This window comes from Streptococcus sp. 210928-DFI.4.42, assembly GCF_020554365.1.
Taxonomy (GTDB): Bacteria; Bacillota; Bacilli; order Lactobacillales; family Streptococcaceae; genus Streptococcus; species Streptococcus parasanguinis_S.
In genome coordinates, this window is sequence record NZ_JAJCHF010000002.1 from 84,393 (window position 1) to 108,907 (window position 24,515).

The following is a 24,515-nucleotide window of genomic DNA, read 5'->3' on the forward strand; positions in this document are numbered from 1 at the left end:
TATTATAACACGTTTCAACAGATTTTTCTGTAACCTTCTGACGCTTTTTATGATAAAATATGATTTATGAAGATAAATACAACCTTGGGCCTTCTGGCAGGAAAGCTTTCCGGCTCTATTCTAGAAAAAATGGGGCGGGGATCAACCCTACCAGGTAAAGTAGCCCTCAAATTTGATAAAGATATTCTCAGTCAACTGGCAAAAAACTATGAGATTGTTGTGATTACAGGGACAAATGGGAAAACCCTGACCACTGCGCTGACCGTAGGTATTCTCCAAGAAGCTTTCGGACCGATTTTAACCAATCCAAGCGGGGCCAATATGATCTCTGGGATTACAACGACCTTCTTACGGGCTAAGCGTTCGAAATCAAATCGACCGATCGCGGTACTTGAAATTGACGAGGCCAGCCTCTCTCGGATTTGTGATTATATCCAGCCCAGCCTTTTTGTGGTCACCAATATTTTCCGGGATCAGATGGACCGCTATGGAGAGATCTATACGACCTACCAAATGATTTTGGATGCCATTCACAAGGTCCCAACTGCGACGGTTCTGTTAAATGGAGATAGTCCGCTATTTAATAGTCAGACCTTATCCAATCCGATCCAATATTATGGATTTGATACAGAAAAATCAGAGCCACAACTAGCCCATTACAATACGGAAGGAATCCTGTGCCCGCATTGCCACAACATCCTCAAGTACAAGCTCAATACCTATGCTAACCTGGGAGATTATATCTGTGAACACTGTGGTTTCCACCGGCCACCACTGACCTATGCCGTATCGGATCTCCTCTCTTTAACCCATCGATCTTCCAACTTCCGGATTCAAGGCCAAGACTACCACATCAATATCGGTGGTCTCTACAACATCTACAATGCCTTAGCAGCTGTCTCTGTTGCCGGATTCTTTGGAGTGCAACCTGAAGTGATTAAGCAAGGATTTGATCGCAGTCGCGCTGTCTTTGGTCGTCAGGAAACCTTTAAGATTGGGGATAAGGAATGTACCTTGGTCCTGATCAAAAATCCGGTTGGTGCGACCCAAGCCATTGAAATGATCAAACTAGCCCCTTATTCCTTTAGCTTGTCGGTCCTCCTCAATGCCAATTATGCAGACGGAATCGATACGAGCTGGATTTGGGATGCAGATTTCGAGCAAATCACCCAAATGGACATTCCAGAGATCAACGCTGGCGGAGTGCGCCACTCTGAGATTGCTCGACGACTTCGGGTCACTGGCTATCCTGCAGAAAAGATCACAGAAATGGCTGATTTAAAAGAGGTCTTCCAACGCATCAAGCAACAGGAAACCCCTCACGCTTACATTTTAGCTACCTATACAGCCATGCTAGAATTCCGTGAACTCTTGGCCCAAGAACACCTGATTGAAAAGGAGATGCACTAATGACTTATACTTCTCTAGAATCTTCTGATCAGGCACAGTATCCTTACAGCCTGCGCATTGCCCATCTCTACGGCAACTTAATGAATACCTACGGGGACAATGGGAATATCCTCATGCTCAAGTACGTTGCGGAAAAACTTGGAGCCCATGTCACAGTCGATATCGTCTCTCTCAAAGACCGGTTCGACCCTGATGCCTACGATATCGCCTTTTTCGGCGGCGGGCAAGACTACGAGCAGACCATTGTATCTGAGGACCTACCAGATAAAAAAGAAGACCTCGAGCGCTTCATTCATGACGATGGCGTGGTCCTGGCTATCTGTGGTGGCTTTCAGCTTCTAGGCCAATACTACATTGAAGCTTCTGGCAAACGCATTGAAGGACTTGGCATTATGGGCCACTATACGCTCAACCAAGTCAACAACCGCTATATCGGTGATATCAAAATCCATAATGAAGAATTTAACGAAACCTATTATGGTTTTGAAAACCACCAAGGTCGAACCTTCTTAGCAGAGGATGAAAAACCACTGGGCAAGGTCGTCTATGGAAATGGGAACAACAAAGAAGATGGGTGCGAAGGGGTTCATTACAAGAACGTCTTTGGCAGCTACTTCCACGGTCCTATCTTGTCCCGAAATGCCAATTTGGCCTATCGCCTAGTGAGCACTGCTTTAAAAAATAAATATGGCAAGGACCTTTCCCTACCGGCTTATGAGGAGATTCTAAGCCTAGAGCAGCCGGAAGAGTACGCTGATGTGAAAAGCAAGGCCCCTGCTGAACAATAAGGAGATAATGATGAACAAAAATAATCTACACTACATTGCTTTATTACTTTTAATTTTATTGATTGCTGGTATTTCCCTTGCAAACATGCAAACGGTCACCGTAAATTTCCTCTTGGTCCAATTTAAATTACCCTTGATCATTCTGATCTTGCTCTGTGTCCTCTTAGGTGCATTCGTCATGAACTTGATTAATTTTTCAAAGGGCTTCTCCCTAAAAAAAGAACTCAAGAGCACTCAAAAGCAACTGGAAGAAGCAAAGAAAGAAGTTAAAGCAGAAGAAAAAGATAACAACTAAAAAAGCACCGATCGGTGCTTTTTTCATGCTGATTTACCCTCTTTTGCTTGCAATTTCTTGGCGACTACTTGTGCTAGGAGTGAAAAGAGGATGACGCCAGCTCCAATCAGGAGAAAGGATTCAACTCGGACACTTGGTAACCAGGTCATCAAGCCTTTGGCGATAGGCATAAAGAGAATGGCTAGGGTAAAAATGGTGCTTAAGACCCTGCCCAGGTAGTCTCCTTCTACCTTGGTTTGCACTTGGGTAAAAAAGTGGATATTAAAAATCGTCATAAAGAGTTCGCAGACTAAATTTCCAGAAAAGGAAAGAAGAGGAGGAAGAGGCAAGCCCATCATGAATACTCCTACTCCTGTTAAGATCAATAAAAAGAGAAGCATCTCCATACTTGATTTAAATTTATTAGCAATCAAGGCTCCAATGATGGAACCGATAGCGCCCAAGGTTAAGATAGTCGCATAAGCGCCCTTGACCCCGTAGAGTCGGTTCGAAAAGGGAAGTAAAAACTCAAAAGCTGCAAAAAAGAAATTGACGCTGGAAGCCACTAACAAGAGAAAGAAAATTTCTTTTTGATGCCAGATATAGTGCAGTCCATCCTTGATGTCCGCAAAAATATCTTTTCCTGTGAACCGTTTCTTTTCTTGAACTTTGGCTTCTTCTTTCGGAAGGAATGCCACTAGGACAAAGGCGATGAAAAAGGTCAGTGCATCCAGTAAGAGGGTCGCATGGAGACTGGCAAATTGTAAAACAAGGAAAGAGAACACAGGTGAGCTAACACCGACAACCTGTAAGACCAACTCCAAGCGCGCATTATAGGTCACAATCTCGTCTTTCTCTACGACCTCAGTGATGATGGCTTTGTTGGCCGTACGAGAAAATGCAAAGGCAATGGCCTGAACAATATTGGCAACAATCAGGGCTGCAATCATCCAACGATCGTTCCTGATAAAAGAAATCGCCAAACAAAGGAGTCCACACACCAGGTCGGTCGTCATCAAAATCTTGCGACGGGAAAAACGATCTGAGATCACGCCTCCAAATGGATTGACTAGAATGGAGGTGACAAGTTCAGAAATTTGATAAATCCCCAACACTGTCTTTCCTATAGTCCCCATTGAGGCCAGCCAGACACTATTCCCATAATCATAGAGCATATTTCCCATTCTATTGATTGCTCCACGAGCAATTAATTGGACTGCATGTCGATTCATAAAAAAACCTCCTTCATTTTCTGAAACTATTGTATCAGTTCATGAAAGAGGTTTTCATTTTGTCCCCTATTTGGGAAAATTAATATTTTACAAATTTATCAAAGGATCCCTACAGTTCTTTTGATTGAAGTTGCTTAGCTACTAGCTGAGCCAAGAGTGAAAAGAGAATAACCCCAGCTCCAATCAAGAGAAATGATTCCATACGGACGCTTGGCAACCAAGTCATCAACCCTTTGGCGATGGGCATAAAGAGAACAGCCAAGGTATAAATTGTGCTCAATACTCTACCTAGATAATCATCTTCCACCTTGGTTTGTACTTGGGAAAAAACGTGGATGTCGAAAATGGTCACAAAAAATTCACAGACCAGATTTCCTGAAAAGGAAAGATAAGGTGGAAGGGGCAAGCCCATTATGAACACTCCGACCCCTGCCATGATCAGTAAAAACAGGAGAATTTTCATACTTGATTTCATTTTATTGGCAACAAGCGCTCCTAGAATAGATCCAATAGCTCCCAGCGTTAAAATGGTCGCATAAGCTCCTTTAACCCCGTAAAGACGATTCGAGAAGGGAAGTAAAAACTCAAAAGCCGCAAAAAAGAAATTGATGCTAGAAGCCACTAATAAGAGAAAGAAAATCTCTTTCTGATGCCAGATATAGTCTAACCCACCCTTGATATCAGAAAAAATATCTTTCCCGGTAAACTGTTTCCTCTCTTGCACCTTAGCTTCTTCTTTCGGAAGGAAAGCCACTAGGACAAAGGCAATGAAAAAGGTCAGTGCATCTAATAAGAGGGTCATATGAAGACTGGCAAATTGTAGAACTAGGAAAGAAAAAACAGGTGAACAGACACTAACAACCTGTAAGACTAACTCCAAGTGAGCGTTATAGGTCACAATCTCTTCTTTCTCTACTACCTCGGTAATAATGGCTTTATTGGCAGGTCGAGAAAAACCAAAGGCAATGGCCTGAACAATATTTGCTACAATCAGAGCCGCAATCATCCAACGATCATTTCTGATAAAAGAAATCGCCAAACACAGGAGACCACACACCAAGTCGGTCGTCATCAAAATATTGCGACGGGAAAAACGGTCTGAAATCACTCCTCCAAAAGGATTCACGAGAATCCCTGTCACTAACTCAGAAATCTGATAGATTCCTAATACCGTCTTTCCTATAGTCCCCATCGAGGCCAGCCAGACACTATTCCCATAATCATAGAGCATATTTCCAATTTTGTTAATAGCTCCACGACTAATTAATTGGACCGCATGCCGGTTCATAAAATCTCCTTTATCACTGTCCTATTTAGGAATATTCATCTATTACAAATTTATCAAAGTGTTCTTGATAATAGGCCACCTGCTCTGGCAGTCCCAGTACATCAAAAATATGCATGGCTTCCTGCATTTGCTGCCGCCCTTCTTCTGTTTGCCCCTTTTGATACAGGGCAAATCCCTTGAGATAATGAAAGACATTGCGTTCGTAGAGCTTGATGCTCTTCCCGATAATCTTTTCTACATAGGCTTCAAAATAGCTGGCGTTTTCAAAAGAACGGTGTTCTAAACAATGCTGGTAGCAATTCAGAGCTAGAATCAAGACCAGTTTTCGATGGCGACCAATTTCTTTGTAAAAATCTTCTCGCTCCATCACTTCTCTCCCAAGCCGTGTGACATAGTCTACCTCATAAAAGCTGTATAGATTGCCAAAGAGGATCAATTCATACATGGTCCACTCTTCCGTTTGAAAGAGGTAATCTGCCACCTTGTCCAGATCACGTTGCTTCATCGTGAAGCTGGCATCTCTCTGGCAAATCAGGCCTTGTAGCAGAATCCAGTTCAATTCAAAATAGAGGGGATTGGTGGAATGTTTGGCTTTTTCAAGTTGTTCTCTTTGAAGCTTTTGAAAACCCTCAATATCATTTGAATAGTAAAGTGGAATAATCTGGGCCATCAAAGCAACATGCTCATGGTGTTGAAAATTTCTGGCCTTATCCATAAAATTCTCAATCGTCACATGGATATTGTCCAAAATTTCAAAGAAGCGCGACACAGCCAGATCCGACTCCCCCAATTCAAAACGGGATAATTGGGAGGTCGAGCAAGCTTCTCCTGCAGCTTCTTTCAATGAATAATTTTTACTAATTCGAAATTCACGAAAAACTTTTCCAAGATCTTCCATTTGATTACCACTTAAATTCCTTTAAGTGCCTTTCTAACTCTTGCAAGTACCCTTCGTAGAATCCTTGATCTTCTTTCACGGAAACATCTAATTGTCTTAGGTAGGAAATCAGCCAATCAACCAATAGATCATACTGATGAAGAGGTAGGCGTTTCATCTGCTCTTCAACAAAAGAAATGGCCTCTGTAAAGCGCTCCTCTTCTAAGACTTGCTGAAGATAGCGAGCCCCGTTGATGAGTCTTCCTTCCTCATCCTCATACTGCCCCAAATCTAAATTCTGAATCTGTAGGCGCAAAGTTGTACCAATCATGTCGGCTACACCTTTAACCTGCTTCATAAACCAATCATTTTCAGTCGCCATAATGTTCTCCTTATACAAATTAGAAAACTATACTTACTGCGCTAGTTCTTCCCATTCTAGCATGGCTTCTTCTTGGGCGACAGTCAGCTGGTCGATTTGCTACTGGCTCTCCATGAGTTCGCCGGGTTCATTGATGGCCTGCAGCTTCTTTTAACGAATAATTCTTACTGATTCGAAGTTCGCGAAAAACTTTTCCAAGATCTTCCATCTATTCCACCTGCTCTGACAGTTCTGCCCACTCTTCCATGACTGCTTCCTGCTGGACAGTCAGTTGATCCAGCTCGCTCTGGAGTTGGACCAAGTCAGCTGCATCGTTGGTGCTATGCATGGTTTCGGTGATGTCTTGGATTTTTTGATCCAGCTCTTCCATCTCTGCTTCCAATTGCTCAATGCGACGGGTGATTTTCCGGAGTTCCTTCTGGTTTTGCTTTTGCAGGTGATAGTCATTGCTGGTGACTTCTTCGGTCGAAGAGACAGACACGGCTTCTGCTTTCGCTGCAGCAAGAGCCTCTAACTCAGCTTTTTTCTCCAGATAATAATCATAGTCTCCCAGATAAAGGGTCGAGCCCTCTTCTGAGAGTTCTATGACTTGGGTCGCTACCCGATTGATAAAGTAGCGGTCGTGGCTGACAAAGAGCAGGGTCCCATCAAAATCAATCAAGGCATTTTCTAGTACTTCCTTGCTATCGATGTCCAAGTGGTTGGTCGGCTCATCGAGAATCAAGAAATTGTTGTTTTCCATGGACAGCTTGGCCAAGAGTAGACGCGCCCGCTCTCCACCTGACAGCATGCCGACGGTTTTCTTGACATCGTCCCCTGAGAAAAGGAAGGCTCCTAGGCGATTGCGAATTTCTACTTCTGGTGTCAGTTTAAAGTCATTCCAGAGCTCATCCAAGACACTGTTGTGAGGGGTTAGTTTACTTTGGGTCTGGTCATAGTAGCCCACCTCGACATTGGCCCCAAAACGGGCTTCCCCCTTGATGAAAGGAATCTGCCCGACAATAGACTTGATAAGAGTAGATTTCCCGATCCCATTTGGTCCCACAATAGCGACCGCATTCATCTTACGGATAACCAGATTGATCGGCTCCGACAGAACTTGATCATCATATCCAACGGCCGCCTCTTCTACTGTCAAAACAACATTGCCAGAGGCCTTATCAGAATGGAAGGTCATATGGGCAGACTTGGTCCCAGCTTCAGGCTTATCTAAGCGCTCCATTTTTTCCAACTGCTTGCGTCGAGACTGGGCTCGCTTGGTAGTCGACGCCCTCACCAAATTACGATTAACAAAGTCTTCGAGAGCAGCTATTTCTTTTTGTTGCTTCTCGTAGTTCTTGGCTTCAGTCAGCAATTTTTGTTCTTTTTGCTCGACAAAGCTGGAGTAATTGCCGACATAGCGGTCCAAGGAATGCTTGGTCAAGTCCAGTGTAATGGTGGCGACCTTGTCTAGGAAATACCGGTCGTGGCTGACAATGAGAAGAGCTCCGCTATAATTAACCAAGTAATTTTCCAACCAGGCGATGGTCTCAATATCCAAGTGGTTGGTTGGCTCATCCAACACCAAGAGATTTGGCTTTTCCAAGAGCATCTTGGCCAGAGCGAGACGGGTATTTTGCCCACCAGACAGCTCTTCAATCTTCATCTGCCACATGGACTCATCGAACTTGAAGCCGTTAAGAATCGCGCGGATATCTGCCTCATAGGTAAAGCCACCAGCTTGACGGAATTCTTCCGATAAACGGTCATAATCCTGCATGAGCTTTTCTAAGTCAGCCCCAGTTTTTTCCCCCATCTCAAGCTCCATCTGCCGCAAAGTTTTCTCCGTTTTACGGAGGTCGTCAAAGACATGAAGCATCTCATCGTAGATGGTATTGGACGACTCAAAGCGGCTATCCTGGGCCAGATAGGAGAGAGAAAGATCCCGCTTTTTATTGATTTCCCCAGAAGTCGGCTCTTCTTCTCCCACCAAGATTTTTAAGAGGGTAGACTTACCGGCTCCGTTCTTTCCAACCAAGGCAATCCGGTCCCGTTCATCCACCTGCAGGCTGATATTATCAAAAAGAACCTCCCCTGCAAAAGAGCGTTCAATTTTGTTGGCTTGTAAAATAATCATGTCCCTATTTTACTATCTTTTTTCAGATTAAACAAGGAAAGACGAGCCATCAAAAAAATCCTGAGCCCCTTGAGGCTCAGAACTTTTAGAAAGTATTTTAAAACTTATTCTTCCTTGTATAATTGTCGGACTGCTTCCACATCTGTATCCTGAATACTGTAGAAAGAGCCGGCCGGTTGCATGACCGATTCTCCATCCGTGTGGTCCAGCCCAATCGCATGGCCTAGCTCATGCTCAGCTGTATTGACAATCCGATCATAACTATAGTTATAGATATAATTTAACAGATAATGGCGATTGAGGCGAACTGTGATGTGGGTGAACCGATTGGTTAAGAGGTTAGTTTGAGAGGCAGTCTCTCCTGCTGCAGAAACGGATGCGTTGTCCATCTCGGTCAAGACCACATTGGCCTCTTTTTCATTTGTGACCAACTTGAAAGTAAAGGCACCTGTTTGGTTCCAAGCCTCAATGGCATCCCGATAGGCTTTTATAAAAGTTTGACTGATATTGGGATCTAGATAAACCGTGGCCTCTGCTTTTTCCCAGCGAGCACCACTATGCTCATGATTATCCGTCTGCGTCGTCTGTGAGCTAGGCGCCATCCCAAAGCGCGATGCAAAGCCCTGATCACCAAATAAATTTCCAACTTGATAGACAACCTTTTGGGCAGCTCGCCCAACCCCATCCATACCAGAACTAGGAGAATCTGTGAAATAGATGATCCCCACAAGGATGAGAAAACTGATCGCAATGGTCCAGAAAAATCCCCAAAAGAGACTCCAAGCCATGCGAAGGATTCCTCTGAAAAACCGAAAAATAGTTCTCATACATTCTCCTTTCTCTTAAAGAAGGTATGCAATTGTACCACTCCATACTTAAAAATAACTTAAATAAACCTGCTTTTTTGCTTATTGATGGATGGTTACTTTTCCTGTCTGGTAATCCAGGCTCATTCCACTTTGAACATTGGGAACAAAGACATTGAACTCAAGAGTCCCATCACTCGATTTGGCTTCGATCTGAGAACCTAAAGGAATCAGATCTTCCGGCTGATTGTAGATCAAAGTGACCCGATAGCGGACCCGCTTGTTCTTATCTAGGGCTTTTCGAACCAGGGTCTCGTAGTAGTTTTGACCAGTGGAATGAGGATCATTGGCTTGATTGGACCAAGCCGTTTGAACGGCGATATTTTTGGGATTGCTAGTCGAAGCATCAAAACCTTTAAGATTGCCGATCAAGGCGTAGCCCAATAGATGACCTCTATCCACAGCATGGTCGTACTCGCCTGACAGATTATGAACCTGATGCCAACCTGCAGGTTTCCAATCGGTTAGGCCACTTCCTGTTGCATCGCGATCTCTGTACTGACGAGTCGCCTTGCTCATGATGGCATTGGCAACAGTTGGTACGGTCTTTCCATTGACTTCTTTTGTCTTGTTATCCGCATAGGGTTGACTAGCCACACTGGCATCCAAATCTGTTCGATTGCCCTTAACGACAAAGGCTCCAGCTCCATTCCATTCTATGTCATTTCCTAATTGTGAACGAGCAGATTTCGTTAGTACCGAGCTAGCTAACTCTTTACTGGGTGTTTCCTCTTGGCTACTGGTCACCACGGAAACAACCTGAGCCGTCGCTTCTTTTATCGTCGGTTGATTAAAATAATAGCCCCCGATTGCTAGGGCTGTTGCCACCACAAAACCTGCTAAGGTTTGTTTGGTTCGTTTGCTTACTGTTTGTTTTGTCATGCCTCTCTCCAAAAAAGAGCAGCGCTAGATGGGTCACTGACTCGATTCGCTGCTCTCCTTTTTACTCAATGTTATTTAAATCTTATTTGCCGGTTAGCTTTCCAATGATTTCTGACCAAGTATCCGGAGAGAGAATGGACCATGGATTTTTTCCATCGCCAATCACTCCATAGCCAATGACCAAACCAACTGCAAAAATGATGATTCCAATCACAGCCAACAGGAGGACAATTCCTAGCTGTTTTCCAACATAGCGAAGATTAGTTTTCATCGTCTTCTTCCTCTACACGTTTCACGTCTGCACCTAGCGCCACCAATTTCTCATGGAATTGATAATAACCACGATCTAAGTGACTTAATTTGCTGACCTTTGTTTCTCCTTCTGCTACCAAGCCCATCAAGACCAAGGTTGCACTTGCTCGTAAATCGGTCGACATGACCTCTGCACCTTGGAAGCTTTCCCCTCCAACGATACGAGCTGTATCCCGCATAATATCCGAGTGAACGCCCATTCGACGCATTTCTTCCAAATGCTGGAAGCGATTCTCAAAGACCGTTTCAATCATGGTAGACTCACCTTTAGCCATGGCCATCAAGGCTGTGAATTGAGCCTGCATATCGGTTGGGAATCCTGGGTAGGGAAGGGTTTTAACGGTTACTGGACGGAGCTTACTGATATCCGACTGAATCCGAATGCCATTTTCTTCTTCGGTTACCGTTACACCCATCTCCTGCATCTTAGATAGAAGCGGACGGTTGTGTTCCCAAATGGCATCTTCGATTAATACGTCTCCACCAGTCATGGCTGCCCCAATCATAAAGGTTCCAGCCTCGATGCGGTCTTGCACAACATTGTGGTCTGCACCGTGCAAGCTCTCCACACCAACGATGGTCAAGGTCTCAGTTCCTGCTCCCTTAACATTAGCCCCCATTTTATTTAGCAAGAGTGCTAGGTCAACAATTTCAGGTTCCCGAGCTGCATTTTCAATTACAGTGACTCCATCAGCCAAGGTTGCGGCCATCATAATATTTTGTGTCGCCCCAACTGATGGGAAGTCCATATAGATGTGTGCACCCTTTAGACGATCTGCTTTTGCTTCAATATAGCCAGCTGTTTGGGTAATTTCAGCTCCCATAGCTTCCAGACCTTTCAGATGGAGGTCAATCGGACGACTACCGATCGTACAGCCTCCAGGCATGGAAACTTTAGCATGGCCATTGCGTGCCAAGACAGGACCCAAGACAACGATAGAAGCCCGCATCTTACTCACATATTTATAAGGTGCTTCCTCAGACAATTTCTCTCGTGCATCTACGACAACTGTATTTTCTTCTTCATTGAAGGTCACTTGTGCATTCAACCCACGAACAACATTGTTCATTGTAAAGACATCTGATAAAACAGGTACATTTTTCAAGGTTGTCACGCCCTCACTTGCTAGAACTGTTGCAGCAAGAAGAGGAAGGACAGCATTTTTTGCTCCTTCGATTTTGACGGTTCCAACCAGTCGATTATGACCACCATTAACGATTATTTTTTCCATACGGGATTGTTCTCCAATTTCTTAAAGTCACGCTTTCTATCATACCATATTTTTTATAAAATGTGGCTAGAATTGGCCAATAAAAATCTGTCGACTCATCTCATAGACACTGATAAAAAATGAGCTGGCTAGATAGCCGATTCCGACGCTGATCATCAAGATCAAAAAACGGATTTTAACCGCATTTTCAGCACTTACTTTTAAAAACTTTTCCCATTGAACCAGGTTCATCAATAGGTAATAGGCAAAAAAGATAAACAATAGATGGCTTGAAAGATTAAAAATCATTTGAATCATACAGCTATTATACCATATTTGGTCCGTACTTTCTTCTTTTGATTCTCTCCCAACAAAAATAAGGTGAGGACATACCTCCACCTTATTTTTTAATATGTTATAAACGATTTCCGACATTAATCCGGTTAATGGCGCGTTGAAGAGCAATTTTAGCACGACGTTCCATATCAACCGAATGCTGATCTTTGGCTTCTTCAATCGCTTTTTCAGCTCGCAGTTTGGCACGTTCTGCACGACTAATGTCAATATCTCGAGCACGTTCGGCAGAATCGGCAACAATGGTAATGACATTATCAGCTACTTCGATAATCCCACCATTGACTGCAATCCAATCAATATGTTTGTCATCGTCGACACGACGAACCTTTACTTGGTCTACAGCCAAAACCGCAATGGTATTGATATGATGAGGTAAAATCCCTAATTCACCATCAATTGTCTTGACAGATACAAATGCGGCATGATGATCATAAACCAGTCCATCCGGTGTAACGATTTGGACGTTCATTTGACTCATCTTTCACCTCTTCTTAGAATCCCATTTTTTCAGCTTTGGCAATCACATCTTCGATCGATCCAACACCACGGAAGGCATCTTCAGGAAGATGGTCATATTTTCCGTCCAAGATTTCTTTAAAACCACGAACAGTTTCTGCAACAGGTACGTATGAACCAGGTTGACCGGTAAATTGTTCGGCAACGTTGAAGTTTTGTGACAAGAAGAATTGGATCCGGCGAGCACGAGCAACCAAGGTCTTTTCTTCGTCAGACAATTCATCCATCCCCAAGATCGCAATGATATCTTGCAATTCATGGTAACGTTGAAGGACGCGTTTGACCTCAGATGCGACTGCATAGTGTTCTTCTCCTACGATTTCTGGAGAAAGGGCACGTGAACTTGATGCCAATGGATCCACCGCAGGGTAGATCCCCAATTGTACCAATTTACGTTCCAAGTTGGTGGTTGAATCCAAGTGGGCAAAGGCGGTTGCTGGCGCTGGGTCTGTATAGTCATCGGCTGGCACATAGATGGCTTGGATGGATGTAACAGAACCTTTCTTGGTTGACGTAATCCGTTCTTGCAATTGCCCCATTTCAGTTGCCAAAGTAGGTTGGTAACCAACGGCTGAAGGCATCCGTCCCAAAAGGGCTGATACTTCAGATCCGGCTTGGGTGAAACGGAAGATATTGTCGATAAACAAGAGAACGTCCTGACCTTCGACATCACGGAAGTATTCCGCAATGGTCAAACCAGTCAAAGCAACACGCATCCGTGCTCCAGGTGGCTCATTCATTTGTCCAAAAACCATGGCTGTTTTTTCAATAACGCCAGATTCTTTCATTTCCCAGTAAAGGTCATTCCCTTCACGTGTCCGTTCTCCAACACCGGTAAATACAGAAATACCACCGTGTTCTTGGGCAATATTATGGATTAATTCTTGAATCAAGACAGTCTTCCCAACTCCGGCACCACCGAAGAGTCCGACCTTCCCACCTTTCAAATAAGGGGCTAAGAGGTCAATGACCTTGATCCCTGTTTCAAGAATTTCTTCTGAAGTAGAGAGCTCGTCAAAGGATGGAGCTTTTTTGTGGATGGAGTCACGAGGAGCATCCTCAGCAAAAGGTTGATCCAAGTCAATGGTATCTCCAAGAACATTGAAGACACGTCCCAAGGTTTCTTTTCCGACAGGAACAGAGATTGGACGACCTGTGTCCAAGACTTCCATTCCACGTGTTAAACCATCGGTTGATTCCATGGCGATGGTCCGTACGACCCCATCGCCAAGTTCCAAAGCTACTTCAAGAACGACTTTTGATTTTTGTTGGTCATTTTTATAGACTACAAGCGCATTATTGATCTCAGGAAGTTTATCTCCAACGGAAAAGGCAACGTCTACGACGGGACCTACGACCTGAGAAATTTTGCCTAAACTCATGTCATTCTCCTATTCTAAGTAATTTCTACTGCTCAAAAGTTCTCTTTCGAGCATCTGTTTTTGTATAAAAAATTGTATCCGACAACTATTCAAGGGCGCTAGCACCTGCAACGATTTCGGTAATTTCTTGTGTAATCGCTGCTTGACGAGCACGGTTGTATTGAATCGTTAATTCATCAATGACTTTCTTGGCATTGTCTGTTGCAGTTTGCATGGCCATCATCCCCGCAGCATTTTCAGCTGTTTTAGCATCAATAATGGCACCATAGATCATGCTTTCAGCAAATTGAGGGAGCAATTGATCCAAAATGGCATCTCGACTAGATTCCAATTCTAGATTCAATACATAATCCTCATCTGCTTCATTGGGGTCCAAATCAATAATCGGAAGCATCTGTTCTACCCGCATTTGGCTAGTTAAACTGTTAACGTGATGGTTGTAACAGACATACAACTCATCAAACAAGCCTTCCTGATACATTTGGACTGTTTTTGAAATGATCTTACGAACTTCCTTAAAGCTAGGCTGATCAGGCAAACCACGCAATTCATAAACCGGCTGAATCCCACGGGCACGGAAGAAATCCGCACCGACACTTCCAATACAGATCACTTCAAAGTCATCTCCAGTTGGATGGTATTCTGCCTTCATTTCCATCATGGTTTTAAGGATGGAGGCATTGTAGCCTCCGACCAAACCACGATCAGATGTAATGACGATATAAGCTGTCTTTTTTACCGGCCGACTCACCAACATAGGATGGGATTTGGCATTTTCTGTTTCATGTCCATGGAGCAAGTCTGTTAGTAACTTACGTACCTTAGCGGCATAAACCTGAAAATCCTTGGCTGCTTGCTCAGATTTCCCGAGTTTAGCAGCAGACACCATCTGCATAGCATTGGTAATTTGACTGGTATTTTTAGTGGATGCAATTTTATTTTTTATATCATTTAATGAAACTGCCATCTTCCACTCCTATTTCTATTTGAAATTTGACTGGTTGACAAATTCTGTAAGGGCTGCATCCAGTTCTTCTTCTGCTGGAAGATCATGTGTCGAACGAATCGTCTCAAAGATTTGGTTATAATGTGCTTCAAAGTAATCAAACAACTCTTCTTGGAAACGAAGAATATCGTCTACTGGAACACTATCTAAGAAACCATGAGTCAAGGCATACAAGATCACGACTTGTTTTTCAACTGTCAATGGTTCATGAACAGGTTGTTTCAAGACTTCAACTGTTCGGCGACCACGGTTCAATTTCGCTTGAGTCGCAGCATCCAAGTCACTACCAAATTTCGTGAAGGCTTCCAATTCACGGTATGAAGCAAGGTCGATACGAAGGGTACCAGCAACCTTCTTCATAGCCTTGATTTGGGCAGCTCCCCCTACACGGGATACAGAAGAACCTGCATCAATGGCTGGACGAATACCAGCATTGAACAAACTATCTTGCAAGAAGATTTGTCCGTCTGTGATCGAAATCACGTTGGTTGCGATATAAGCAGAGATATCTCCTGCTTGGGTTTCAATAATTGGAAGGGCAGTAATAGAGCCCCCACCCAATTCATCTGAAACTTTAGCTGAACGTTCCAACAAACGGCTGTGGAGATAGAAGACATCCCCTGGGAAGGCTTCACGTCCTGGTGGACGACGAAGAAGAAGGGACAATTCACGGTAGGCTACGGCTTGTTTTGACAAATCATCATAGACGATCAAAACATGTTTACCGTTATACATGAACTCTTCTGCCATAGCAACCCCGGCATAAGGTGCCAAGTAAAGCAATGGAGACGGTTGAGAAGCCGAAGCGGTTACCACAATCGTATAATCCATGGCTCCGTATTTACGAAGAGTTTCTACTTGCGTACGAACTGTTGATTCTTTTTGACCAATCGCCACATAGATACAGATCATGTCTTGACCCTTTTGGTTCAAGATCGTATCGATGGCAATCGAAGTTTTCCCTGTTTGACGGTCCCCGATGATCAATTCCCGTTGACCACGTCCGATTGGAACAAGGGCATCAATGGCTTTCAAACCAGTTTGTAGGGGTTCTGAGACAGATTTCCGTTGCATAACACCAGGAGCTGGTGTTTCAACTGGACGGAATTTATCTGTTACAATCTCACCCAAGCCATCAACTGGTTGGCCAAGTGGGTTGACAACCCGACCAATCAAGGCATCCCCTGCAGGGACTTCCATGATTTTACCTGTACGACGGACTGAGTCTCCTTCACGAATATCTGTAAAATCACCCAAGATGATGATCCCGACATCCGTTGTTTCTAAGTTTTGGGCCATCCCGTATGAGCCATTTTCAAAGATCAACAACTCACCACTCATGGCATTTTCAAGACCATGAGCACGGGCAATCCCGTCACCAATGTAGGTTACAACACCTGTCTCAGTGACGTCAAAGTTTGGCTTGAAATTTTCAATTTGTTGCTTAATTAAAGCGCTGATTTCTTGTGCGTTAATCGCCAAAATTCACACCACTTTCTATTTCAATTTAGATTTTATAACTTGCAATTGGTGTTTGAGACTGGTATCCAACGTTTTATGATTGGCTGTCACGACAAAGCCACCAATTAAATCTGGATCGATCTTTTGTTGGATCGAGCGAACTTGAATCCCAAATTTTCTTTCGATAATGGGGATTAGCTTTTGCTCTTGAACAGGATCCAAACCAGCAACCGTCGTAACAGTGACGACAAATGCGTTGCTCAACAGTTGAATCTGATCCAAACAAATCGTTACAATGTCATAAAATAAGGCTTCACGATGATTGAGAATAACCACTTCAATCAAATGGTCGAGTAATTGTGAATCAGAGGGTTGAAAAAGTCTGAGACTTTTTGCTTTCTCTTCATCCTCTACACCGATATGAGCTAAGAAGTTAGCAAGTCCAGTCTCCTCAAAAATCCCCTTGATTTGGGTCAATTTTTCAAAGACTAGATCTTGTTCTCCTTTTTCAAAGACCAATTGAACAAAAGGCTGGGTATATTTCTCAATCACCATCAGTTGCTTTTTGTCCATTAGGCTTCTCCTAATTCATCAAGATAGCGATCGATCAGTTGGCGTTGACCTTCAGCATCCAGCTCTTGGCTCAACAATTTGCTGGCAAGATTGACAGTGAGATCTGCCACATCGCCTTTGATACTGTTCAATGCTTCTTCTTTGTTATGCGCAATTTCTTGTTGCGCTTTTTCTTTCAAACGTACTGCTTCTTGAGTGGCTTCAGAAAGGATCTGAGATTTGTTCTTTTCTGCAGTTTCCTTTGCATTTTCGACGATAGACGCAGCTTCTTTGCGGCTACCTGCCAACTCTTCTTCACGTTTACTTGCTAGTTCCTCAGCTTTTTGACGAGCTGATTCTGCTCCATCAATATCATCTGTAATTTTTTTGGCACGCGCCTCTAAAATATCATTGATATTGTTCCAAGCAAATTTCTTTACTAAAAAGATTAATAATAGGAAGGAACCAGCAATGAGAATAAAGTTACCAATAATTTCACTCATTGATACATGCATTCTTTTACTCCTCCTCTACTTACTCTTCGCCATTAATTTTCTTACCAATGTAGAGAGATGACAACATGGTAAATACATAGGCTTGGATACATGAAATGAAAATTGAAAATGCAGTCCATGCCATGCTTCCAATAAAGGCAACTGGATACCAATAGAAAGCTTGATGTGATAGACTCACGAGCAAGCTTGCTAATACTTCACCGGCAAATATATTCCCGAAGATCCGAAGGGCCAAGGAGGCAAAATTCGTGAATTCTTCCAAAATATTCATGGGTGTCATAAACCCTGGTGTTACAAAGGCCTTCAAATATTCCTTCACACCACGACGACGAATCCCTTCTACATGGGCGATCAAGGTGATCAAAAATGAGAAGGCAAAGTCATAACCGAGGTTAGCAGTCGGTGAAGTCCACAAATTGTAACCGTTGGTTGTTTCTAGTTTTGCCATCAATCCAATGTTATTGGCAACTAAAAGAAAGAGGAAAAGAACAAACAAGAACAAGGAGTAATCCTTCATGTAATGTTCACCAATATTTCCTTTTGTGAAGCCTACGACAAAATCATATGCATATTCCAGCACATTTTGTTTGCCTTTTGGTCGGATCGACATTTTTCGACTGGCCCAATAAATGAAGCCAAAAACGGCGAAAACAGAAATCAGGGTCATAGCAAGTAGGGTCAAATTAAAAGATACAGGTCCAAGAGTAATCGTTGGATTGATACTTTCTTCCAAGGTTTGACACCTCCTTTTCTAAAATAGAAGCGTCTATTTGATAATAAAGGCCATAACCAAGGTTACGAAGAAAGTACCTTCGACAAAGGCAACACCAAGGATCAAAAGACTACGTAATTGACCGATAATTTCTGGTTGGCGAGATGCAGATTTGAACAGGTTGCTCATCATCAAACCTTCCGCAAGTGACACACCAAAACAGGCTAAACAAAGACCTAAAAATGTTAAATTCATGATGAATTCTCCTTTTATAAATTTTACTACCTTAGTTTACTCCTAAAAGATATAATAGTCAAATATTTCCTATAAAAGTAAGCGTTTTAGTGAAATTACGTTATTTTTTTAATATGATAATTTTTCCTATCTACGATTGATTTCTTTTAATTTTTAGACGCTTTGTCCACCTCTATTCATTTTTTCTTCTAAAAAACTCTCACCTGCTCAGCAGATGAGAGAATTCGATTATTTAAAGATAGACGTTTTGAAACTGTCTGTTTGTTGCAGCAATTTCTTAAAGATTTTTTCTTTCAGTGCAACCGTATTGTCAAATTTGACAGAACCATTCTTCAAACTGGCCTGATCTTTTTCAACCGCAGTTGCAAAGGCTTGTTTTAAGTCATCATAAGTGCTATAAGTAGTCCCATCAACTTCAATAGCCTGAAGTCCATTTTTAGCACTGGTCACCACTTCGTTGAAGTAGGCTTTCTTCCAGTCTTCAAGGGTACTGAATGTTCCATCAGAAATCTTTTGAATGATGTAATCATCCCCTAAAGTCGCATGACCTGCTTGTTTGGATTCTTGTTTATACTTGTTTGAAGCATAGCCTAAGAAGCCTTTTTCATAACCATAGTAGCCCCAGAGTCTAAAGGTATTGTGTTTGAAGGACATGGCTCCAGGAGCCCCTTCACTGGTGTTTCCACCATAGATCCCTGTCATCATCGGCACCGTCACATAGGCTGAGCCAAAGTCTAATGGATTATAGACACCATTTCCAGGACCACGATTGGTCATGAAGTTGTTGGTGATGAGATCATCTACTGAATGTAAGGTGATGGCTTTTTCCTCATCACTCAAAGGACGCACCTTATCAAATTGATTCTTGGTATTAGCCCCTCGGTATTGTTTATCAACCTTCTTGAACCATGCATTGTTCAAGTCTTGACTGCCTTTATTGAGGACGGCTTCTCCTTCTAGGTAATCCAGAAGCATGAGAGTGTCATTATAGCCTTTCATATACCGATCAATTTCGTCACGTGACTTCAAATCATTTGGATTGGTATTGTACCATTGGTTTCCATCGTTAGGACGCTCATAGGCCATGTTGAGACCTAAGGCCTTGTATTCCCCATTTGGATTGGATACGGATGGTGTTTGCAACATTCCTTGGGCAAAGGCTTCAATATCAGTTCCTTCGCGGTGTCTCCAACCACCTAAGTAAACCATACGGTCATTGACGTGCGTCGTTTCGTGCGTGAAGGCAGAGACCCCAAAGTCACTGATCATATCGGTCACCATGAAGAAGACAGAGTCATCTTTATATGGATTTCCGTAAATTCGCGCCACTGCTCCCATCCGCCAATCTGTCGCATGGTAACGATCGGTTGGACCATACAATTCACGGATTGGAGCCACATCCTTGCCACTGTTGGTATGTCCATAACGGTCTGTACTAATGCCCTTGTAGTTTTGGTTATCAAGGACAGGGGTCGGCACCATATTGTTGCTCTTCAAGAGCTGATTGCGAACCTTATCCGTTGCTAGACGTGACCAGAAATCTAGGTAATTCTGTTGGCCTTTCGCTACCTTGTCAATTTCCTCTTTGAAGGCCGTTCGTTCCGCTTCCGTGTTCTTGCCATATTTCTCGAAGGAACTATAGGCCATAGTGTTGTAAGTTGAAATCAAGAACATATGAGCATCTTTTAAGTTCAAGAGTGGCAAGATCATTTTACCGTGAACATCATTGTTTAAGCCCTCATAGGCTCTGTGTTTAGCAGACGCGAATGCTGGATTGGTCGTCTCAGGCTCCACAATATAGACATTGTCTTTGGTTGCTTTGATGAACCAATCGTTCAAGTCTGTCTCTTTTGTAAAGAGCTCCATATTGTACTTCAAGAAGTCATTGAGGTTGCCAGAAAGAGTCGATTTAGCCACGACTTCACGGAAAGCATCGTGGGTACGAGTCCCTTTGATGTAGTCTTCTTTTGAGCCGATTTCAATCAAGCGGTCTAAGACATCAACATTCTTCCCATAGAAGTCTGGCTTGAACAACATGAGTTGCTTGAGATTGACATTATCGAATTTCACCCCGTAATAACGGTTGAGGTAAGAAAGACCCAAAAGAACAGCAGCCTTATTATCATCAATCTTCTTAATGAGCGCACGTTTGGCAGCTTCATCTGTATTTAATTGATGATCTTGGTTTTCAACCAGTTGTTTGACAAAGTGAGTCAGATTGTCCTTGACTTCTTGGAAGCTTTCTTCGAGGTAAAGGTTCTTGATGGCATTGACTTTGTTAGGTCCTGTTCGACCTAAGTGAGTGTAGATTGGATCTGATTGCAATTCTACTGGACTTAGTTTTCCTACGATGGCACCAATGAGATCGCTCCGGTCTTTGTCCACCATATTCGGTGTGTAGACCACTTCACCGAGCTCTGCTACACTGTACTCTTTGACTTGTTTGACCTTAGAATCTTTCGGCATCATGCTAAAGATATCTTTGGTCTTATCCGCGTAATGGATCAGGATGTGATCCGCATCCGCTAGTTTAGTGACAAAATCATTGCCCTTCATAGCGGTCACAGACAAGACTTCCTTGGTCAAGAGAGGACTCGTTGCAGCCAATTTATTCCCTTGGTCGACAATCCATTCTTTGTTGTAGAATGGTTGCAATTTAGCAATATTGCGGTAAGCTAACTCACGAGTCGCATCGTAAGCAGTGATGGCCTTGTATTGATCGTCTTTGCTAACAAGGTGATTGAGCGTATCTTCAATCGGTTTGCTGCTGGTGAATTTATCAGCAGTGATTCCCATTGCTTCGATTTTCTGCTCAGCTTCTGCCAGCGAGATGCTTGGGATTTTACGGGAGTTGTTAAAGGTTTTCTTCCCTTCACTCACGCCTTCCACACTGTAATTGCGCTTGGTTCTTGAATAGGTGAAGTAATCATCAGCGTCGATATCCGAATGTCCGAAGACCATCTCACCAGTTTTGACTTTCATCATGGTGATGTTGTCTTCAATAGTCCCCAAGGCCCAGTTGGTCCCTAGTAATCCACCAGATTGAACCGCTTCTTTGAGTTCAATTGAACCTTTAGCAACGGAGTTTCTGAGAACCCCTTCTTTACCGACTGTGTGGTTATTTCCACCATTTTGAGAGGAATAAACGAGACCTGCAGCTTTGGCTTTGTTCCCAGTGATTTCAGCATCAACGTAAGCTTTTTCAACAACACCTTTCCAGTTCTCGCCAACAACACCCGCTAGATAGCCACCTTTGTTCCCAGCAGCGTGCAGTTTCCCGATAAAGGCAACGTTGCTGACCTTCCCACTACCATCAATTTTATTGACAATTCCTGCTACGTCATTGTTCCCGACAACACTTCCTGTTACTTTAACATTCTCGACAGTTGCATTGTTTTTGATAACACCTGCGATCGGTGCTACTCGATCAAATCCAGGCATGTCAATGTTAACATTTTCAAGCAAGAGATTCTTAACAGTACCACCTTCGATGTTTCCAAATAATGGTCTTGTAATGTTATGGATGGCAAATGTATTCCCATCCGTACTTTCCAAAATTCCCTTGAAGGCATTGGTTACATAGGATTTCCCTGCTGGCTGGACATTAGCCGCATTCATATTGCTACCCAGTTTAAAGGTGCCAGTCGGATTGGCTTGCATAGCTTTTACAAGTTCGTTAAAATTGTAGTAGACATCACCTTCATGTGCTTTGGGTTTCGCAATATAGTAGACATAGTCCTCACTGAACTGGTTGTCCGCAGTCCGTTGGATGAGATCAGGAGCTTTAGCTGTTACTTTGTATAGGGTCGCGCCATCTACCGTCACTTCTTCAATTTTATCAACGGCTAGTTTTGTAACCTTATTATCATGGGTAGTGACCTTTAAGTAGTAAGGCTTCACATCTGATGGTGTTTCAGACAAGAGGCTGCTATCGGTCTCAAGACCTTGGTCATCCACGCTAATCAGACTGGTTTCCTTGATGTTTTTGATTTCAACTTTTTTAAGATCAATTCTCAGTGGTTCTTCCTTGAGAACTTCTTCTTCATCCCCATTTCCACGGTCATAGACCATGGTCGTTGCAAGCGTATAATCCTTGTAGTAGTCCAAGTCCGCTAAAGCAGCTGCTAAGTCCGTCTCTGAAAGGGTCAGGGTTTTCACCACTTGATCACCCTTCTTCAATACAGCCTGGATGGACTTGATGGTCACACCGTCTGGTTTATCCAAATGATAAGTAGCTTTGGCACTGCGCTTCAACTCTTCCTGATCAATGTTGGTCAAGGTTAAGGTTGGCTTTTCAAGTTCTTTAGTCCCTTTTTGAATGATCTGATCTTGCGCTTGTTCTACCACTTCTTCGGAAATTGTAGGAGCATCCGTTGTCTTAACTCCCTTAATGGTCTTGTAAACCTTGGTGATTTTCTTCTTCCCATTTTTACCGACTTGAGAAACCCTTTCGGATCCTTTTAGCAAGGTGGCATCTTGTTCGGTTACCGTCTTAAATGGAATTTCCTCATACGAAACATCCTCTGTTTGGCCTTCAATCGCCTTAGTCCCACGACTAATTTTTTCTGTCACAGGAGCTTTTACTGTTTCAGTTGTCGTGCTCACGGGTTCGCCAATCTTCTCACCATTGACCGTCTTATAAACACGACGAATCTCCTGGCTACCAGCCTCGCCTTTCTGAAGAAGGCTTTCTTCATCTGTGTAACGATTGGCATCCGTTACATACTCTGTTTCATATGGAAGGATTACCGTTTCTGTCTCTGTTACCGTCCCTTCCGTTACTTGATAGGTTGGGTTCTCCGGTTGAACAGGAGCTTCACCAACATGGCCTTCTTCCTGTGTCCCTTTGGCTTCCACCACACCTGTATAGGCTGGATTCTCCGGTTGAATTGGAGCTTCGCCGACATGGCCTTCTTCCTGTGTCCCCTTAGCTTCTACTACACTGGTATATTCTGGGTTCTCCGGTTGAACAGGGGCTTCGCCGACATGGCTTTCTTCCTGTGTTCCCTTAGCTTCCACCACACCTGTATAGGCTGGGTTCTCCGGTTGAACAGGAGCTTCGCCAACATGGCCTTCTTCTTGTGTCCCCTTAGCCGTTACAACTGGAGAAGGGCTGGCTTGAGGGGTTGGTTGGGCATCTTCTTTTGTCCCAACAGCAAGAATTTGTGAAACTGGTTCTTTAGTGACCTTGCTTTCAACGACTCTGCGAACTTCTTGTCCATCTACCACACTCACTTCTGTCAATAGGGTCCGCTCCCCATTTTGACCAGCAGTCAGCACCTTGGTTTGCCCTTTAGGTAATGTAGGATCAACTTGGTTGACAGTTTCAAATGGCACAGGCTCAGTATAGACTTCCAGGCTTGGTTTTTCAACTTGAGGAAAGGCTGGAGCGACTTCTGGGGTCACACGCGCTTGTGGTTCCACTTGTGGAATCCCTGTACTTGTTTTGATCGTTCCTTTTACAGAAGGTTTCGTTTCCTGCATAGCCTTTGGCTCTCGTAAGCTCGCCTTTTGGACTGACGGGTAGCGCAGATAACCAATATAGTCATAGCCGTCAATTTGAATCACGCCATTTGCAAGATCTTTGCTCGATGCGATCGCAAGATCCTGATTATAGGCGCGCAAGACTTGATTTTGTAGGGCTGCGACTTCAACTGGAAGTAGAAGACTTTGTCCCATGGCTCCAATCAAAAGGACGCCCATGATCTTCTTCCGGTGCTTTTTAGAGAGTAAGAGGACCGCAAAGGAAGCAGTGGCTAGACTTAGCCCAAAAAGGGCGATTTCCTGACTTCCTGTTTGAGGAAGAACCGACTGAGTTGCTTCCTTCTTCTTATAGACGAGATAGAAAGTATCTTCATTTTGATATGCTTCAGGGATTGCATGAATCACCTGTGCTTTTTCTTCAGCAGTCAGCTCTTCTTCTGTCACATATCCTAAGTGCACATGAGCAGGTAGGGTCACCTGATCTGCTTGGACAGGACGAGCCCCTAACAGGCTTCCTCCTAATAAAAAGGCTCCAATGGCCACCGGACCAACATCGACAGATAATTTCCGAATCGAATATTTGGTCATTTTTTCAAACGTTTGTTTCGCTTTTTTCATCCTAAAATTCCTATATAGT

At 43.4% G+C, this 24,515-nt stretch carries 22 protein-coding genes and 1 pseudogene; 3 read left to right on the forward strand and 20 right to left on the reverse strand.

The window, feature by feature from the left end:
- Positions 1–66: 66 nt before the first annotated feature.
- Genes murT through LIZ08_RS01300 form a run of 3 tightly spaced genes read left to right on the forward strand, consistent with a single transcriptional unit; the run spans position 67 to position 2,493 of the window.
- Positions 67–1,410: a lipid II isoglutaminyl synthase subunit MurT gene (gene murT / locus LIZ08_RS01290; protein ID WP_031573372.1), complete on the forward strand. Its 1,344-nt coding sequence runs from the start codon at positions 67–69 to the stop codon at positions 1,408–1,410.
- Positions 1,410–2,198, forward strand: coding sequence for a lipid II isoglutaminyl synthase subunit GatD (gene gatD, locus LIZ08_RS01295; protein WP_009732567.1), 789 nt, complete (start codon positions 1,410–1,412; stop codon positions 2,196–2,198). Before murT ends, gatD begins: the two co-directional genes overlap by 1 nt.
- A 10-nt stretch (positions 2,199–2,208) precedes the next feature.
- Positions 2,209–2,493 (forward strand): LapA family protein, encoded by a 285-nt coding sequence (locus tag LIZ08_RS01300; RefSeq protein ID WP_009732566.1) that lies wholly within the window; start codon positions 2,209–2,211, stop codon positions 2,491–2,493.
- 23 nt (positions 2,494–2,516) lie between these two features.
- On the opposite strand, the gene LIZ08_RS01305 is transcribed toward LIZ08_RS01300, so the two are convergent.
- The 20 genes and pseudogenes from LIZ08_RS01305 to LIZ08_RS01395 all read right to left on the reverse strand — a co-directional run bounded on the left by LIZ08_RS01305 (position 2,517) and on the right by LIZ08_RS01395 (position 24,496).
- Positions 2,517–3,704: an MFS transporter gene (locus LIZ08_RS01305; RefSeq protein WP_227038110.1), complete on the reverse strand. Its 1,188-nt coding sequence runs from the start codon at positions 3,702–3,704 to the stop codon at positions 2,517–2,519.
- Positions 3,705–3,813: 109 nt separating this feature from the next.
- On the reverse strand, positions 3,814–4,992 hold the full coding sequence (locus LIZ08_RS01310) for an MFS transporter (RefSeq protein WP_227038111.1): 1,179 nt from the start codon (positions 4,990–4,992) through the stop codon (positions 3,814–3,816).
- 25 nt (positions 4,993–5,017) lie between these two features.
- Positions 5,018–5,890: an XRE/MutR family transcriptional regulator gene (locus LIZ08_RS01315; protein WP_227038112.1), complete on the reverse strand. Its 873-nt coding sequence runs from the start codon at positions 5,888–5,890 to the stop codon at positions 5,018–5,020.
- A gap of 4 nt (positions 5,891–5,894) precedes the next feature.
- Entirely contained in the window at positions 5,895–6,251 is a 357-nt protein-coding gene (locus LIZ08_RS01320) for a hypothetical protein (protein WP_049489100.1), read from the reverse strand.
- 33 nt (positions 6,252–6,284) lie between these two features.
- A pseudogene (locus LIZ08_RS10455) lies at positions 6,285–6,383 on the reverse strand (ABC transporter ATP-binding protein); the annotation flags it as partial.
- A 76-nt stretch (positions 6,384–6,459) separates the two neighbouring features.
- Complete coding sequence (locus LIZ08_RS01325) at positions 6,460–8,367, reverse strand: ABC-F family ATP-binding cassette domain-containing protein (RefSeq protein ID WP_227038113.1); 1,908 nt, start codon at positions 8,365–8,367, stop codon at positions 6,460–6,462.
- A 104-nt stretch (positions 8,368–8,471) separates the two neighbouring features.
- Positions 8,472–9,194, reverse strand: coding sequence for a M57 family metalloprotease (locus LIZ08_RS01330; protein ID WP_227038114.1), 723 nt, complete (start codon positions 9,192–9,194; stop codon positions 8,472–8,474).
- A gap of 81 nt (positions 9,195–9,275) precedes the next feature.
- Positions 9,276–10,115 (reverse strand): DNA/RNA non-specific endonuclease, encoded by an 840-nt coding sequence (locus LIZ08_RS01335; RefSeq protein WP_227038115.1) that lies wholly within the window; start codon positions 10,113–10,115, stop codon positions 9,276–9,278.
- An 82-nt stretch (positions 10,116–10,197) separates the two neighbouring features.
- A complete protein-coding gene (locus LIZ08_RS01340; RefSeq protein WP_003006464.1) occupies positions 10,198–10,386 on the reverse strand; it encodes a DNA-directed RNA polymerase subunit beta in 189 nt (62 codons plus the stop codon).
- Entirely contained in the window at positions 10,376–11,659 is a 1,284-nt protein-coding gene (gene murA, locus LIZ08_RS01345) for a UDP-N-acetylglucosamine 1-carboxyvinyltransferase (RefSeq protein WP_031573401.1), read from the reverse strand. The genes LIZ08_RS01340 and murA overlap by 11 nt, the downstream gene beginning before the upstream one ends.
- Positions 11,660–11,725: 66 nt before the next feature.
- Positions 11,726–11,956, reverse strand: coding sequence for a DUF1146 family protein (locus tag LIZ08_RS01350; protein WP_003006458.1), 231 nt, complete (start codon positions 11,954–11,956; stop codon positions 11,726–11,728).
- Positions 11,957–12,053: 97 nt separating this feature from the next.
- On the reverse strand, positions 12,054–12,473 hold the full coding sequence (locus tag LIZ08_RS01355; protein ID WP_003002471.1) for a F0F1 ATP synthase subunit epsilon: 420 nt from the start codon (positions 12,471–12,473) through the stop codon (positions 12,054–12,056).
- A gap of 13 nt (positions 12,474–12,486) precedes the next feature.
- Positions 12,487–13,893 (reverse strand): F0F1 ATP synthase subunit beta, encoded by a 1,407-nt coding sequence (gene atpD, locus LIZ08_RS01360; RefSeq protein ID WP_013903321.1) that lies wholly within the window; start codon positions 13,891–13,893, stop codon positions 12,487–12,489.
- Between the two features lie 85 nt (positions 13,894–13,978).
- Positions 13,979–14,860 (reverse strand): F0F1 ATP synthase subunit gamma, encoded by an 882-nt coding sequence (locus LIZ08_RS01365; protein WP_003011829.1) that lies wholly within the window; start codon positions 14,858–14,860, stop codon positions 13,979–13,981.
- A 15-nt stretch (positions 14,861–14,875) separates the two neighbouring features.
- Positions 14,876–16,381 (reverse strand): F0F1 ATP synthase subunit alpha, encoded by a 1,506-nt coding sequence (gene atpA, locus LIZ08_RS01370; protein ID WP_003006447.1) that lies wholly within the window; start codon positions 16,379–16,381, stop codon positions 14,876–14,878.
- A gap of 15 nt (positions 16,382–16,396) precedes the next feature.
- Complete coding sequence (locus tag LIZ08_RS01375) at positions 16,397–16,933, reverse strand: F0F1 ATP synthase subunit delta (protein WP_024055549.1); 537 nt, start codon at positions 16,931–16,933, stop codon at positions 16,397–16,399.
- Complete coding sequence (atpF, locus tag LIZ08_RS01380; RefSeq protein WP_195326910.1) at positions 16,933–17,427, reverse strand: F0F1 ATP synthase subunit B; 495 nt, start codon at positions 17,425–17,427, stop codon at positions 16,933–16,935. Before atpF ends, LIZ08_RS01375 begins: the two co-directional genes overlap by 1 nt.
- A gap of 19 nt (positions 17,428–17,446) precedes the next feature.
- Positions 17,447–18,160, reverse strand: coding sequence for a F0F1 ATP synthase subunit A (atpB, locus tag LIZ08_RS01385; RefSeq protein WP_003011581.1), 714 nt, complete (start codon positions 18,158–18,160; stop codon positions 17,447–17,449).
- 33 nt (positions 18,161–18,193) lie between these two features.
- The gene (locus LIZ08_RS01390) at positions 18,194–18,394 is read right to left on the reverse strand and encodes a F0F1 ATP synthase subunit C (RefSeq protein WP_003011669.1); all 201 of its coding nucleotides are present in this window, start codon (positions 18,392–18,394) and stop codon (positions 18,194–18,196) included.
- A 228-nt stretch (positions 18,395–18,622) separates the two neighbouring features.
- Entirely contained in the window at positions 18,623–24,496 is a 5,874-nt protein-coding gene (locus LIZ08_RS01395; protein ID WP_227038116.1) for a ZmpA/ZmpB/ZmpC family metallo-endopeptidase, read from the reverse strand.
- Positions 24,497–24,515: the final 19 nt, after the last annotated feature.